Origin of the sequence: Streptomyces sp. Z423-1 (assembly GCF_013009255.1) — a bacterium.
Taxonomy (GTDB): Bacteria; Actinomycetota; Actinomycetes; order Streptomycetales; family Streptomycetaceae; genus Streptomyces; species Streptomyces gossypiisoli.
In genome coordinates this window covers 4,867,990-4,881,607 of record NZ_CP053109.1, presented here as the reverse complement: position 1 = coordinate 4,881,607, position 13,618 = coordinate 4,867,990, and the positions used below count along the sequence as shown (strand labels likewise).

General features: G+C 67.2%; 10 protein-coding genes. 2 read left to right on the top strand and 8 right to left on the bottom strand.

The window, feature by feature from the left end; translation table 11 throughout:
* The first annotated feature begins 562 nt into the window (after window positions 1-562).
* A complete protein-coding gene (locus HJD23_RS21770) occupies window positions 563-1,936 on the top strand; it encodes a hypothetical protein (RefSeq protein ID WP_171117674.1) in 1,374 nt (457 codons plus the stop codon).
* Between the two features lie 21 nt (window positions 1,937-1,957).
* Here the strand turns inward: HJD23_RS21770 and HJD23_RS21765 are convergent, their stop codons facing one another.
* From HJD23_RS21765 to HJD23_RS21745, 5 genes are all read right to left on the bottom strand, one after another.
* Complete coding sequence (locus HJD23_RS21765) at window positions 1,958-2,305, bottom strand: hypothetical protein (RefSeq protein ID WP_171117672.1); 348 nt, start codon at window positions 2,303-2,305, stop codon at window positions 1,958-1,960.
* A gap of 35 nt (window positions 2,306-2,340) precedes the next feature.
* Complete coding sequence (locus tag HJD23_RS21760; protein WP_171117670.1) at window positions 2,341-3,537, bottom strand: HNH endonuclease signature motif containing protein; 1,197 nt, start codon at window positions 3,535-3,537, stop codon at window positions 2,341-2,343.
* 100 nt (window positions 3,538-3,637) lie between these two features.
* A complete protein-coding gene (locus HJD23_RS21755; RefSeq protein ID WP_171117669.1) occupies window positions 3,638-4,540 on the bottom strand; it encodes an aminoglycoside phosphotransferase family protein in 903 nt (300 codons plus the stop codon).
* The gene (locus HJD23_RS21750; RefSeq protein WP_171117667.1) at window positions 4,537-4,989 is read right to left on the bottom strand and encodes a GntR family transcriptional regulator; all 453 of its coding nucleotides are present in this window, start codon (window positions 4,987-4,989) and stop codon (window positions 4,537-4,539) included. Before HJD23_RS21750 ends, HJD23_RS21755 begins: the two co-directional genes overlap by 4 nt.
* Before the next feature lie 279 nt (window positions 4,990-5,268).
* Window positions 5,269-6,066 (bottom strand): DUF3800 domain-containing protein, encoded by a 798-nt coding sequence (locus tag HJD23_RS21745; RefSeq protein ID WP_171117665.1) that lies wholly within the window; start codon window positions 6,064-6,066, stop codon window positions 5,269-5,271.
* A 1,016-nt stretch (window positions 6,067-7,082) separates the two neighbouring features.
* On the opposite strand from HJD23_RS21745, the gene HJD23_RS21740 reads away from it, so the two are divergent.
* Window positions 7,083-9,518 carry a helicase C-terminal domain-containing protein gene (locus tag HJD23_RS21740; protein ID WP_171117663.1) on the top strand — a complete coding sequence of 812 codons (2,436 nt, stop codon included), beginning with the start codon at window positions 7,083-7,085 and terminating at the stop codon, window positions 9,516-9,518.
* Between the two features lie 172 nt (window positions 9,519-9,690).
* Here HJD23_RS21740 and gap read toward each other — a convergent pair whose 3' ends face one another.
* The 3 genes from gap to HJD23_RS21725 form a co-directional block, all read right to left on the bottom strand.
* Window positions 9,691-10,689, bottom strand: a complete 999-nt coding sequence (gene gap / locus HJD23_RS21735) for a type I glyceraldehyde-3-phosphate dehydrogenase (protein WP_171117661.1) — start codon at window positions 10,687-10,689, stop codon at window positions 9,691-9,693.
* Window positions 10,690-10,800: 111 nt separating this feature from the next.
* Complete coding sequence (locus HJD23_RS21730; RefSeq protein ID WP_171117659.1) at window positions 10,801-11,757, bottom strand: helix-turn-helix domain-containing protein; 957 nt, start codon at window positions 11,755-11,757, stop codon at window positions 10,801-10,803.
* A gap of 132 nt (window positions 11,758-11,889) precedes the next feature.
* Window positions 11,890-13,425, bottom strand: a complete 1,536-nt coding sequence (locus tag HJD23_RS21725; RefSeq protein WP_171117657.1) for a fused MFS/spermidine synthase — start codon at window positions 13,423-13,425, stop codon at window positions 11,890-11,892.
* Window positions 13,426-13,618: the final 193 nt, after the last annotated feature.

Genomic DNA, 13,618 nt, shown 5'->3' with positions numbered 1-13,618 from the left:
CTGTCGAAGTGGAATCGAGGACTTCACCGGATGCCGTCGCCACGGCCGCCCGGTCCCGACCCTCGACTGTCGGGGCGCCCTATTCGCACTGCTCGGCGCCAGCAGAACGACCGTGAACCGGGCGGGCCATCAGCAGGACACCGGCGCCGGCGGCGGTCGTCGACGGTCATCACCCGGCCGTCGCGGGGACGGGGTCTGACCCCGTCAAGCTCAAAGCACTCTGTTGAGTTCTCAACCAACCGGCGCTTCCTTCGTACTGGCCCCTGCGGGCTTTCCTCCGGGCGCTCCACGGACGACACACACCCTGTTGCGTGGTGTGTATTACCTACCACTCACGTTGGCAGAAGGATTCCGCGCCGTCAACCCGTGGCTTTCGACTCGGACCCGCCGGCCTGTCCCGTGCGGTGGTGGTTCAACTGTCCCCAGACGGCGAGCACTTCGGGAGCGTGTACTTGGGGGTGCACTCGTGCACTCCTACGTGCAAACCCTCTGCACCCCGCCCCTGACCTGCGTAGAGTGACGATGAGTCAAGCTGGAACTACGGCCGCTATCTGGGGGTTCCATGGCAGACCCGAACGCCAGACTGGCCGCGCTCATGCAGGAAGCCGACTTCTCCCACAAGTCGCTTGCTCGCGCGGTGGTCGCCGCTGCCGCTCGGTCAGGTGAGGACATCACCTGTGACCACACGTACGTGACCAGGTGGCTCAAGGGCTCCATCCCGCGCGGCAACATGCCGCAGTTCATCGCCGACGCGATCGGGCGCAAGCTGGGGCGTCAGCTCACGATCGATGACATCGGGATGGGCGACGCGGCAGTGTCCGCCGTACAGCCCGAGCTGGGGCTTGACTTCGCGGACAAGCCGGAGAGCACAGCCAAGACCGTCGCCGACCTCTGGCGTGCCGACCTGGCCGACGCTGAGACGCTTGTTCGGGCACTGCCCGATTCCGCGGCTTGGAACGCCGCGTCCCTGCGCTGGATCGTGGCCCCTCCGGACGGAGAGCTGACACGGACGGGCAACCGTGCGGTCGGCGCCGTGGACGTGGACATGGTGCGCTCGACAGCCGACGCGTTCAGCATGCTCGACGGCAAGTTCGGCGGTGGCCACGCCCGGCGGGCACTGATTCAGTACCTGCACACGGATGTCCGGCCGATGCTCGACGGGAAGTACTCCGACGACGTGGGCAGGCAACTGCACTCGGCCGTGGCGGAAGCGCTCCTACTCGCCGGTTGGATGTCGTACGACAGCGGCCTTCACGGCATCGCTCAGCGGTACCTCATCCAGGCACTACGCATGACGCAAGCGGCCGGTGACAGGCTTCTCGGCGGAAGCATCCTGTCCGCCATGAGCCATCAGGCCACGTTCCTGGGGCGGTACCAGGACGCTGCGACGCTCGCCCGTGCCGCGTACACCGGTCCGGGTCCTGCCCTGGGGCCGACCATGGCCGCACAGTTCCGCGCGATGGAAGCGCGGGCACTGGCCCGACTCGGGGATGAGCGGGGCTGTGACCTCGCCCTTGTGGAGGCGGAACGCAAGCTCAGCCAGCGGACGGCCGACAGCGACCCGCCGTACATCGCGTACTTCGACGAAGTGGAGCTTGCAGCAGAGATAGGTCACTGCTTCCGCGACCTGGGGCGCTCCGTTGAAGCCGCGGAGCGGGGCGCCGGCTCCATCTTCGGCGACGGTCTGAACAACCGGAGCGACTTCTTCGCAACGATGGTTCAGGCTGAGGCATACATCAACCAAGGGGAAATCGGCCGTGGGTGTGATATCGCCCTGAGCGCGCTGCGACTCGGTGAGGGGTTGAAGTCGGCGCGCTGCGTCCAGTACGTCCGGGAGTTTCAGGGGCGTGTCACGGACGGAATGAGGCGGGCCACGGAGTTCCGTGCATTCGAGGAACAGGCCCGTGGATTCCGCCTCTGGCAACAAACGGTGTGACGCCCCAGACGGCCAAGATACTCACTCGATGACTTCGTCATTGGCCACAGCGAAAACGAACGTCTCGATATCTTCGTTTTGCGGGGGAATGCGAGTCGAATGCCGAGCAGCCCACACCCTGTAGTAGCGCGCAACTCGGGTTCGAAGCGTGGACTCGTCTGGTTGCTCAGAATCTAGGACGAGCACCACCTCACCGGGCGGCCCGACTGGCTTGACCGGCCTCGCCAAGGCGTCGAAGCCTTCATGGAAGTCATCCGCACTTTCGATTAGCTCACCCGTGAGGGCGAGATCGTGGATGACGTGCATGCTGCCGTCCTCTTCGAATACGAGAACTGGACCTTGGGGGGTAGTTGATTTCTCGGCCTTCATTCGCACCTTGCCGTCTTATTCTGGTACTGGCGGTCTCACTGGCTTGGAGTTACAGCTTCGTCCGCGCCGATCTTGTTATGACGAAGCCACTGGTTATAGCGCCAAGCAAGAGCATCGCCGTGCGGCATCTTTTCCAGCTCTAGGCGCGGGTTGGTGATACCTAGGCGGTCAATATTGGGCCCGCCAGGCAAGGTGTGCACCTCACAAGTCTTCGGATGAATTGCGAACAGGTGAGCGTCAAAGGCGCGATGAAGTGCTACGTTCATCGGCAAGCCGTTCAAAGGATGAGAGCTGCCACCATCAGCGTCACCGCGAAGATGAGCGCCATCGATCATCTCTGGAACGTCAGTACCGGTTAGTGGGCACCTGGGGCCATAGCGCTTAATCACTTCTAGCTTGAAGCGCGGCTGATCCGGGCGAACTTTGACTGAGCGGTTTTTGCGGTGACTTCGGTTCCCCTCTAGGTTGAAGGGGATTTCGTCCGACTGATCTCTGTCGATGATGCGACTTGGCGCTTCCTCAGCGAAGGAGACTAGGAAGCGCTGAAATTGGTCGTCCCATCCAGCAACCCATCCGAGTAGTACTCGGCGAAGCTGTCCAACCTCACTGATCGCGAAAATAGGTAGTTCAAGATCGGCAGCAACCTTGACTGCCTTAACTTCAGCCGCGTCATGTCCTTTCCGTCGAGTGACGGGGTAGTGGTACAAGGCGCTGTCTTCGTTGAACTCATCTGGGTAGTCTTGACCAGTGTGTTTTAGGGCTACTGCCACTCCGCCCGCACGGATCTTTTTTGTACGGTTCGTGTCTACCCAAACACCCTGCTGCCCTCCGTATGCTCCAACATCTCTGACAGCACCAGCAGACAACAGCCCCCTTTTATCCGCGCGGGCAACAAGGTTTGCCCAAACAGCCATTCGCCAAGCAAATTCCGCGTCCCGCGTTGTTGTTTCACTGCTCAGTACAGTGAAGCCAAGATTTCGAAGGATAGGGTTTGCACCGGCTTCCCCTCCGTCGAACTCATGATTAGCTAGGGGCCCTTCGCCCTCATATTGATATCCGTAAGCAGCACCGACGATCGATTTGGCGTCATACAGCTTCTTATTGTGTTGCACGTAGAACTTGCTTGACGCGCCGAACTCATACTTGTCGCGAAAGTCCGGACCGCCAAGCACGTCAAACTCTTCCATGGCGCTTCGCACGGCCGCCGCATCCGTCAGGTTGCGAATCCTCATCTCTAGCCCCCCTTGGCCAGTGTAAATGCGTGGTATTCCCTCGTGGGATACGGGACCGGTCCTGCCGGTCCCGTGCCCTGGCATCGCACTAAGGGAACCCCTAGAACGGTGCCCAGTTTTGGCGCGAACCGCCTGAGCGTAGAGTCTCTACTCGCTTCTCGACCTCTTCGGCCGCGCGCGGATTGGCGCCGGCATTCTGCGAGAGCCACGTGACCATCAGCAGTTCGCGGATGCTCCGGAGAACGGTGTACCCGGACCATTCCCGCACGTCGAACCCATAGCCGGCGACGAAATCGGCGTACTCGGCTTCTGTGTGCCAACCGAAGCTGTCGTAGTACATGGCGGTCTGCATGAGGTCCCACTCTCGGGGGCCCGTGACGAACCCGTCCAGGTCGATGACCTTTGGACGACCGGCCGCGTCACGCAGAACGTTGCCGACGTTGAAGTCACCGTGCAGGTGACCCGCCGGAAGCGCGAACCGGAGACGGCCGTACTCGGCCGCCAAATCGTCGGCCATGGACCGGAGAAACGCACGGGTGGCGTCCGGAATGGCAGCACGCTTCAAACGCTGCGCGACCTTGTCAAAAGGCTGAAGGGGCGGGAGCGAAAAAGGCGGCGGCTCCAAGTCGTGAAGCCGCCGCAGCAGTCCGCCCATTTCTCCCGTACTCGCGTACGTGTCGCCGTCGGCGAGACCTTCCCAGAACGTCACCGGGTGGCCCTGAACGACGACCGGCTGCTCTGCCGCCGTGACGAGTCGCGCCGCAGGATACCCCTTGGCCGCAAGCCATTGCGCTGCGGCCACTTCCCTCCGCACGGACGTGAGCCGATCGGGACTCCGGCCGACCCGGGAGACAATACGGCCGCCGTCCACACGGAACACCGCGTGGTCGCCAAACCGCAGCATCTCGATTCCGTCCGGGTCCACGTCCGCGACCTCGCACGCCTTACGCAGGATGGCGCCCGCCGCGTCAGCGTCGAACTCGGTTCGTTCGGTCGTCGTCATGCGGTCTGAGTCCCCCGTCCCCCCGGCAACGCACGTACTTCCCGCCCTCTCGCGGCACCCTTGCCGATGAGTCCTTGCCCCTCCATCTGCGCAATGGCGGAACGGACGGCCGTCCGCGACGCTCCGAACCGCTCGCACAGCTCCTTCTCGGTGGGGAAGCGGTCACCGACCCTGACCCTGTCAGCCCGCAACAGGTCGGTCACCTTCTCGACCAACGGCCGGCGGTCGCCGGTCCCTGCCACGAACCACCCGGCACCCTGTACCGACTCGATGACGCCCTCTGCCTTGAGCGCAGCAAGCGCCCGCTCGATGGTGCTGCGGCTCACGCTGTACTCGGTCACGAGTACCGACTGAGACGGCAGTGCCTCAGTGATCTCGCCCTTCCTGATCTTCTCGCGGAGAGATTCCGAGACCTCCAGGTACGTACCTCGCGGACTGCCCTGCGGCACGTGGCCTCCCCTTCCTCGTCCTCGCCGGCGTCGCGGTGGCGCCTCACGGATTCAAGTTTTCCACGTCCAAGCAACTGACCGATGGTCTTGCCTACGGCACCGAGGACCATTCCTACAGGTGGATCAAGTGTTCTATTTTAGAGGAACTCACACACGTTTTGTCGCGCTTTGCCCGTTGACTTGCCGTCGTCACCGTCTACAGTGGAAAGCACACGGACGGTCGTCTGCTGGTCGGAAACGTCAGCACCCGCCAAGGGCGGCTCAAGCCGGCCGACGTGTTCACAGGGCCGCTACCCACGGGTAGGCGGCTCTTGTGTTGTTGTTCCACGGATGCATCTTCAGGCCGTACGACGTGAGCGGTGCAGCACCGCGGCGATACAGCCGGGGACTCAGCTCTTGCAGGTAACGCGGCTCCGTGTTGCCGAACCGATCTTCATTGAAGGCCGCGTACGTGGCCGAGGCGGCAAGGTCAGCGCACTGCAACATCTCGACTCGCGACGGCTGATCGAGACGCCCACCCTTGGGATCAAGAGCCTGCCATGCGATCCGACACTCGTACGGATTCTGAGCCTGCAGGATCGATTCGTACTGGCGAAGCTTCGCCAGCTTGAAGCGCACCACATGCGCAAGGGTGTACTCCAGGATCGATCCGGAGTCGCGCGCCAGCCACGACAGGCGCTCCAGCAGAAAGCGAAAGGTGTAGAGGTACGCCTGATCGTCGTCGAGACGGGTCGCCCCCGCCGGCAGATGCCTCTTGCAGACGACAACACTGGAGATGGTTGCCCAACTCTGCGCCGCGAGGGACTTCGCGGCGTGGAGCCGATCGGTGTGGGACTTGAAGTTCTGCCAGTGCAGGACATCCCCGGGGCGTCGCCGCAGGTCCGTGCGAAGTCCGGCGAGGAACGCAGCAGCCTGCGGCAGGTCGCCGTCCGCCACGACAACGGCCGACATGACAAAGTGATCGCTCGACTTCTGAGAACGAGACCGCTGACCGGCCTCATCAATGAACGCATGCAGCTTCGGCAGCGCCACCCCACCGGCGGTCGCGGCCTGAGGATGGCCCGACACTGTTGACACTCTGACTCCCTCCGTTCCCGGTCTTGACGACGACTCCGTTGTGCAGCGAGGCCGTCATGACGGGGGACGGGAGTTCGTTGCGCACCGTGAGGAGATCGTGGCACGTGACGAGCCGTCAACCAAGGGCGTTATCCACACCCCTTGGGGGTAACACACATAGTTCTGTTGATAAGAGGTCATTTTCTGTGGATAGGGTTGTGTGTAACTCCCGACAGCCTGTGCACAGATCTCACACATGGTCGGGTGCGCAACCCTCTGACGTGCGGACTTTCTGTACACGACCTGTGCGCAAGAACTTCTCCTCCACTCGTACCGCCAGAGGTGGTCGGGCCCGGGCCAAAGCCTCGCGCCAAGTAGCCGTCGCTCGCACCTAGGTCACGGACGGGCCTTAACTCCCCTCTACTACTCCCCGTTCGACACCGTTCGTTGTCCTGGTCCTTGTCCAGTGCGCTGACGGCCGCCACCGTTCACAGCCGTACGCACACCCCTTCTGACCTGCCCCGTGAACCTCTACGAACGCCCCCGGACGGCCGCGCGGACAGTTGGAAAGCGTGTTGGGGGCAACCCCTCACGAGTTCGAATCTCGTATCCTCCGCAGCCGCCTGAACAGGCGAAACGAAGAGCCGAGCCACGCACGTGGATCGGCTCTTCGGCGTGGACCGGTTGCATTTTTGGTTGCGTTTACAGCAGGCATTCAGGACATCTCGGCGAACAGTCAGGCGCACGCTCCCGCATGGAAGGCTTGACGTCGAACCCAGTCGCGTACCCCCGCGACCATCGCCTTCTGGAGTTCGGCGAGGCAGTCCAGGGTGCGCGGGGAGTCCGGGCAAGGGATTCGGTCGGGCGTCTCGCGCCGAGTCACGTCCGCAGTTGACGCGAACCACAAGCCGCCAGCGCTCGCTGGAGGAACTTGCCCACATGCGGCATCCGCTGATCACGGGAATGCGCCATTCTTGAACCGGCGCCGAGACTCCGGCCCGCTGCGATACTCCCTGGCGCAACGAGGTGTACACCGCGTGAAGTCCCGATCAACGCTGGCGACATGGCTGGGCAGCCTCGACGGCTCTCGTCTGGCACGTGTGCTCGGAGTGCGCAAGGACGCCATGTCCCCTCCGGAGCCACGCTCGGTGGGGGAACTGGCGGACCGCCTTCAGCGCCCGGGATCGGTGGCACTGGTCCTGCCGCGGCTCGCGCTGCCGCACCTCCAGGTGGCCGAGGCGCTGGCGGCGCTGGGTGCGCCCGCGTCGCGCGAAGCCCTGGCGGAGCTGCTGGGGGTGGCGGACGAGGCAACCACTCGCGAACTGGACGCCGTACTGGAAGTGCTGGCCGATCATGCTCTGGTCTGGCCGGACGGCGCGGGGAAGCTCCGCATGGCCGGACCGCTGCGCCAGGTATGGGACGCGCCCCTGGGACTGGACGCTCCGCTGGAGCAGCTGCTCGCGGGCGCGACCTCCGACGAGCTGCGCGGCATGCTGGCGGCACTGGGCGTGAAGCCGCCGGGCGCCAAGCCGCAGCGACTGGCCGCACTGGTGGAACACCTCAGCAACGCGGAACACGTTGTCTCGGTGGTCGCGAAAGCCCCTGCGGCGGCCAGGAAGCTGCTCGAACGCCGAGCGGAGGGTGAGCCAGGGCAGCCGCAGTTCATCGTGTTCGGCACTCCCGGACCCGGTCTCGAACCGGGCGAGCGATGGGCGCTGGACCGAGGGCTCCTGGTCGTGGACCGTCACGGCTACGGTCCGGCCCGTATGCCGGCCGAGGTGGCGCTCGCGCTGCGCGGGCCGGGCTGGCATGCTCCGTTCGAGCCCGTCCCGCCTTCCGCACGATGGGCGTCTGTCACCCCGGCAGAGGTGGACCGCGAGACGTCAGCCGCGGCCACGGTGTTCGCTTCGCACGCCGCTTCGGTCCTGTCGGCGTGCTCCGCGGCCGCGCCGGCCCGGCTGAAGTCCGGCGGGATCGGTGCGCGTGAACTGGCCCGGATCGGCAAGGCCGCCCAGGCCGATGACGCCGTCGTGCGCCTTGCTCTCGAGACCGCTCACGCTGCCGGGCTCCTGGGACGGGACGGCGATCGCGTGGCGCCCACCGACGCGTATGACGCCTGGGCGCGACAGGAACCCCCGGAGCAGTTCGCCGTACTGCTCCAGGCATGGCGGAACCTGCCGCTCACCCCGACACAGGCGCGTGACGGGGACAACAAGGCGTTTCCCGCTCTCGCGGGAGCACCGCCCTGCAACGGCTGCGTACAGGCCCGCCACGGGCTGTTGGACGCAGCCGCACATCTTCCGGCAGGGCAGGGCATGGCGGTCACGTCGGATCTGGGGCCCCTGATCGCCTGGCACCGCCCGCTCTCCCACTCGTCGCCCCCGGACGGAACACCGTTCGCCACCGTGATCCGTGAGGCCGAAATCCTCGGCGTACTCGCTCGCGGTGCCCTGTCCGCCTTCGGCATCCACCTGCGGGCCGACGACACGAAGGGGCTGGGAGCCGAATGCCGGCGGCTGCTGCCCTCGGCCACGGCGACGGCACGGATCGGCGCCGACCTCACCGCCGTCGTCGCCGGCACCCCGTCCGCGCGGCTGGCCTCGCTCCTGGACCTGGTCGCCGACCGGGAGACCGGCGGCGCGGCATCAGTGTGGCGGTTCAGCGCCGGCAGCATCCGCCGGGCACTGGACGCCGGCCGTACCGGCGAGGACATCACGGCCGACCTGGCCGCTGTCGCCGCCGGGCCCCTGCCGCAGCCGCTGTCGTACCTGATCACCGACACCGCACGTGGCCACGGGCGCGTACGCGTCGCCCCCGCCGCCTGCGTCCTCCACAGCGATGAGCCCGCGCTCCTGGCCGAAATCGCCGCCCACCGCAAGCTCGCCAAGCTCGGGCTTCGGCAGCTGGCGCCGACGGTGCTGGTCAGCCGCAGCCCGCTCGACACGACTGTCGCCGCACTCCGGGCCGAGGGATACGCCCCCGTCGCCGAGACCGCCGAGGGCACGGTACGGATCGAGAAGACCCGGCCGCAGCGGGCCGCCGCTCCTGTGCCGGCTCCGCGCGCAACGGGCGCAAGGGGCGGTGGCCGGATCGCTGCCACAGGCGTGGTGAAGGCAGCCGCCGCAGTCGACCCGGGCGTCCTGGCGGCCCAGCTGCTGAAGGCCCCGCCGACGCCTCCCGAACCCGCGCCGTTCGACGGAGGAGGGGCCTTCGCCACGGACACCGAGGAGATCGTCGCAGGGTGGGCGAAGCACCTGCCGTACAGCGACGTCCGTCAGCTCGCCCATGCCGTCGATACCGGTGAACCCATCACCGTCGAGTACGTCGCCGCCTCGGGGAACAGGACGGTGCGCACTCTCAGCCGCCTCATGCTCGACCCGCCCTACCTGGAAGCCTGGTGCCACCTGCGAGACGACGAGCGCGTTTTCACCCTCTCCCGCATCCACAGCGTCATGAGTCCCATGCCCGAGTGAGAGCACCGGGCAGCGATCAAACGACGAGCCCGTACCGCTCGTGGCGGTCTCCCGCAGCGGGGTCGGTTGTTCCGGCCTTCAGGCGGTGTACGGCCCCGAGGAACTGCTCAGCGCTTGGCGCAGAGTGTGAGCAGGAAGGTCTCGGTTCCGGTCGGGCCGCCCCGGCGTCCGGTCAGCGGGTGGCGAGGAGTTCGAGCGTGTCGATCACGCGGTTCGAGAAGCCCCACTCGTTGTCGTACCAGGCGACCACCTTGACGTGGCGGCCGTCGACGCGGGTGAGGGCCGAGTCGAAGATGGACGAGGCCGGGTTGCCCGTGATGTCGGACGACACGAGCGGGTCGTCCGAGTACTCGAGGACGCCGGCCAGCGGCCCCTCCGCCGCGGCGCGGTACGCCGCCAGCACGTCGTCGCGCGTCACGTCGCGGGCGACGGTCGTGTTGAGTTCGACGATCGAGCCCACCGGAACCGGCACGCGGATCGAGTCGCCCGACAGCTTGCCGTCGAGGTTCGGCAGCACGAGGCCGATCGCCTTGGCGGCGCCCGTCGTGGTCGGGACGATGTTGACGGCGGCGGCGCGGGCGCGGCGGGCGTCGCGGTGCGGACCGTCCTGCAGGTTCTGCTCCTGCGTGTAGGCGTGCACCGTCGTCATGAAGCCGTGCTCGATGCCGGCGAGATCGTCGAGCACCGCCGCCAGCGGCGCGAGCGCGTTCGTCGTGCACGAGGCGTTCGAGACGATCGTGTGCACGGCCGGGTCGTACGCGTCGGTGTTGACCCCGAACGCGAGTGTGACGTCGGCGCCGTCCGACGGCGCGCTGACGAGTACCTTCTTCGCGCCGGCGTCGAGGTGGGCGCGGGCGGCCTTGGCCGAGGTGAAGCGGCCGGTGGCCTCCAGGACGATGTCGACGCCGAGTTCGGCCCAGGGCAACTGCGCCGGTTCGCGTTCGGCGAGCACCGTGATGCGACGGCCGTCGACGACAAGTGCGTCCCCGTCGGCGGTCACCGGGCGACCGAGCCGGCCGGCCGTCGTGTCATAGGCGAGCAGCCGGGCGAGGGTGGCGGGCTCCGTGAGGTCGTTGACGGCGACGATGTCGAGGTCGCTGTCGCGTTCGAGCAGGGCGCGCAGCACATTGCGTCCGATGCGGCCGAATCCGTTGATCGCGATGCGAGTCATGAGTGGTGTCCCTTCGGTCCCTTTGGGTTCGCCACCAGCGTCGCGTGCGGTATTCACCTGTGACAGCGGCGTGATCGCCACGGTTCAAAAGGATCGCGCCAGGCAATCGCCCTACTCGCCGCGGGCGAAGGTGCGCCGGTACTCGCTCGGCGTGGTGCCGAGGATGCGCTGGAAGTGCAGCCGCAGATTCGCACCGGTGCCCAGACCGACCTCGGCGGCGATCTGCTCCACGCTCCGCTGCGAACGCTCGAGCAGCTCACGAGCCACGTCGATGCGGGCGCGCATGACCCACTGCATCGGCGTGTACCCCGTGTCTTCGACGAAGCGCCGCGAGAACGTACGCGGCGAGACCGCCGCATGCCGGGCGAGCACCTCAAGGGTGAGGGGCTCGCCGAGCCGGCACAGCGCCCACTCGCGGGTGGCGGCGAACCGCTCGCCGAGCGGTTCGGGGACGCTGCGCGGCACGTACTGCGCCTGACCGCCGCTGCGGTAGGGGGCCGCGACCAGGCGCCGGGCCGCGTGGTTGGACGCAGCCACCCCGAGGTCGCCACGCAGAATGTGCAGGCACAGGTCGATGCCCGAGGCGGCGCCGGCCGACGTCAGCACGCTGCCCTCGTCGACGAACAGAACGTTCTCGTCGACCTGGACGAGCGGATGCTTCGCCGCAAGCGTCCGCGAGTAATGCCAGTGCGTCGTGGCGCGCCTGCCGTCCAGCAGGCCCGTGGCGGCGAGCGTGAAGGCGCCCGTCGAGATGGCGGCGAGCCGCGTGCCCCGAGCGTGGGCGGCGATCAGCGCGTCGACGACGGCCTGCAGCGGGTCGTCGCGGTCCGGGAACCGGTAGCCGGGGATGAAGACGATGTCGGCCCACGCGAGCGCGTCGAGTCCGTGGGCGACGTAGTACGACAGGCCGTCGGCGCCGGTCACCAGACCGGGTGCCGCCCCGCACACCCGCACCTCGTAGGGCATGCTCGCGCGGGTCGTGAACACCTGCGCGGGAATGCCGACATCGAGCGGCTTCGCGCCCTCGAGCACAAGGACGGCGACGCGATGCAGGCGGGAGGACGGCACGGGGACAGGGTACGAGGGGGTGTGGGCCGGCCCGTTCGCCCTGACCGCCGGCGCGGCACCCGGAGGAGCACGGCTACGCGGTACGGCACCTGAACGGCGAGGAGACGGTGGGAGGACTGGACGTGTGTCCTGTCACTGGCTGCTCTGTGGGCTGTAGGGCTGGAGGAGCTGGTCGACGGGCGCGTAGTCGTCGGTGAGCAGTTGGGCGTCGCCGATCCAGGAGGTGAGGTCGTCGCCGGTGACGATCTTCCAGCCGGTTTGCCGGGCGTCCAGCGCTTCCTGGGTCGCGCGGAGGTCGACTGGTCGGCTGGAGGCGACTACCACCAGATTGCCGCCCTCGGGGGTGGCGGTCGGGTCGAGGCCGATATCGGTGGGTTCGCCGACGAGGGCGACGTGCTCGAAGGTCTCGCTGAGGGTGGCGGCTTCGGCACGTGCGAAGGCCAGATCACCGTGATCGATGAGGTTGGCGACGTACAGGCCGTCCTCGTCGAGCACCCGACGTACGTCGGTCATCGCTTCCACCGTGGTGAGGTGCCACGGCACGCTGACGCCCCCGAAGGCGTCGCCGACGACGAGGTCACGGCTGTCGGCGTCCAGTCGCCGCAGGCCGAGCCTGCCGTCCTCGGTGCGTACGTCGATACCGGCTTCCGAACTCAGACCGAGTTGGTCGCGGTTGATGCGCACGACCCCGCTGTCGATCTCGGACACCAGGCTGCGCGTCCCGGGCCGCGTGGCCGCGAGGTAACGGGGAAAGGTGAGCCCGCCGCCGCCCAGGTGGTGGGCCACAAGCGGCTCACCTTCGGGGAAGGCGGCATCGACCACCGACGCGATGGCGCGTACGTACTCGAACTCCAGGAAGGTCGGGTCGTCGACGTCGACGTAGGAGTGCCGCAGGCCGTCCAGAACGAGGGTGCGGCCGCCGTCCCGGTCGGGGTCGGCGACGACCCGTGCGCAGTGGTACCTGGTCTCCGTGTCGCAGCCACCGGGCGCGACCGTGGTGGCGAGGCCGCCGGCGACGACCACGAGTGCGAGGGCAGGGGTGCCGCGCCACCCGCGCGTTCGCCACTCGACCACCGCCGAGCCGACCACCAGCAGCGTTCCGAGGCCGATCAGGATGCCGCTGACCGGCAACCGCGATACGAGGACGAAGCCGGTGAGGACGGTGCCGACGATGGCGCCCACGGTGCCGACGCCGGACAGCCGGCCGACAACCGTTCCGGTCTCGGCGAGGCTGGTGAGACGCAACTTGGTCACGATCGGCGTCACCGCGGAGAGCAGCGCGCCCGGCACGAGGACGGTCAGCGACGCGATGAACAGGAGCGTCGCCGGTGCCCACTCCGCAGCGGTGCGCAGCACGGCGGGGGTGAGCGCCACGACCGCTCCCGACACCCCGAGCGAGGGGCCCAGGAGCCGACGTGGATCGACCTGGTCGGCGATGCGCCCACCCAGCCAGGAGCCGAGGGCGATCGCGGTGAGGGCGATGCCGATCACCATCGTGCTGGTCTCAAGGGTGAGGCCGAGGTAGGGGGCCAGCAGCCGCAGAGCGACGATCTCAACCACCAGGACCGCGGCCGACGACCCGAACACAAGCACGGCGGCGGCACGGGGACCCAGGCCGTGGTTGCTCGGCGTGTCCTCGGCGACAGGCGAGGAAGACGATCCGGTCACGGGCGACATCCTTGCATGCGACCCATCCGCAGACAGGAGTTGTGCGGACGGCGCCGACCGGCGCACCTACGGGGCAGAGGCGTACATGAGCCGCTCTTCCAGCTCCCCGGATGCGCCGCCGTCCGCTCGCTGGATCAGGTGGTTCATGGCTTGTCCGTGTTGGCCTGTGCGCGACATGCGGGCAGGTGCCCCG

What these genes read in the sequence shown, in the direction of transcription:
- HJD23_RS21760 (WP_171117670.1), bottom strand. Translation starts at nt 3,537, where the DNA reads ATGAGGATTCGCAACCTGACGGATGCGGCGGCCGTGCGAAGCGCCATG.
- HJD23_RS21765 (WP_171117672.1), bottom strand. Translation starts at nt 2,305, where the DNA reads ATGAAGGCCGAGAAATCAACTACCCCCCAAGGTCCAGTTCTCGTATTC.
- HJD23_RS21770 (WP_171117674.1), top strand. Translation starts at nt 563, where the DNA reads ATGGCAGACCCGAACGCCAGACTGGCCGCGCTCATGCAGGAAGCCGAC.
- HJD23_RS21755 (WP_171117669.1), bottom strand. Translation starts at nt 4,540, where the DNA reads ATGACGACGACCGAACGAACCGAGTTCGACGCTGACGCGGCGGGCGCC.
- gap (WP_171117661.1), bottom strand. Translation starts at nt 10,689, where the DNA reads ATGACTCGCATCGCGATCAACGGATTCGGCCGCATCGGACGCAATGTG.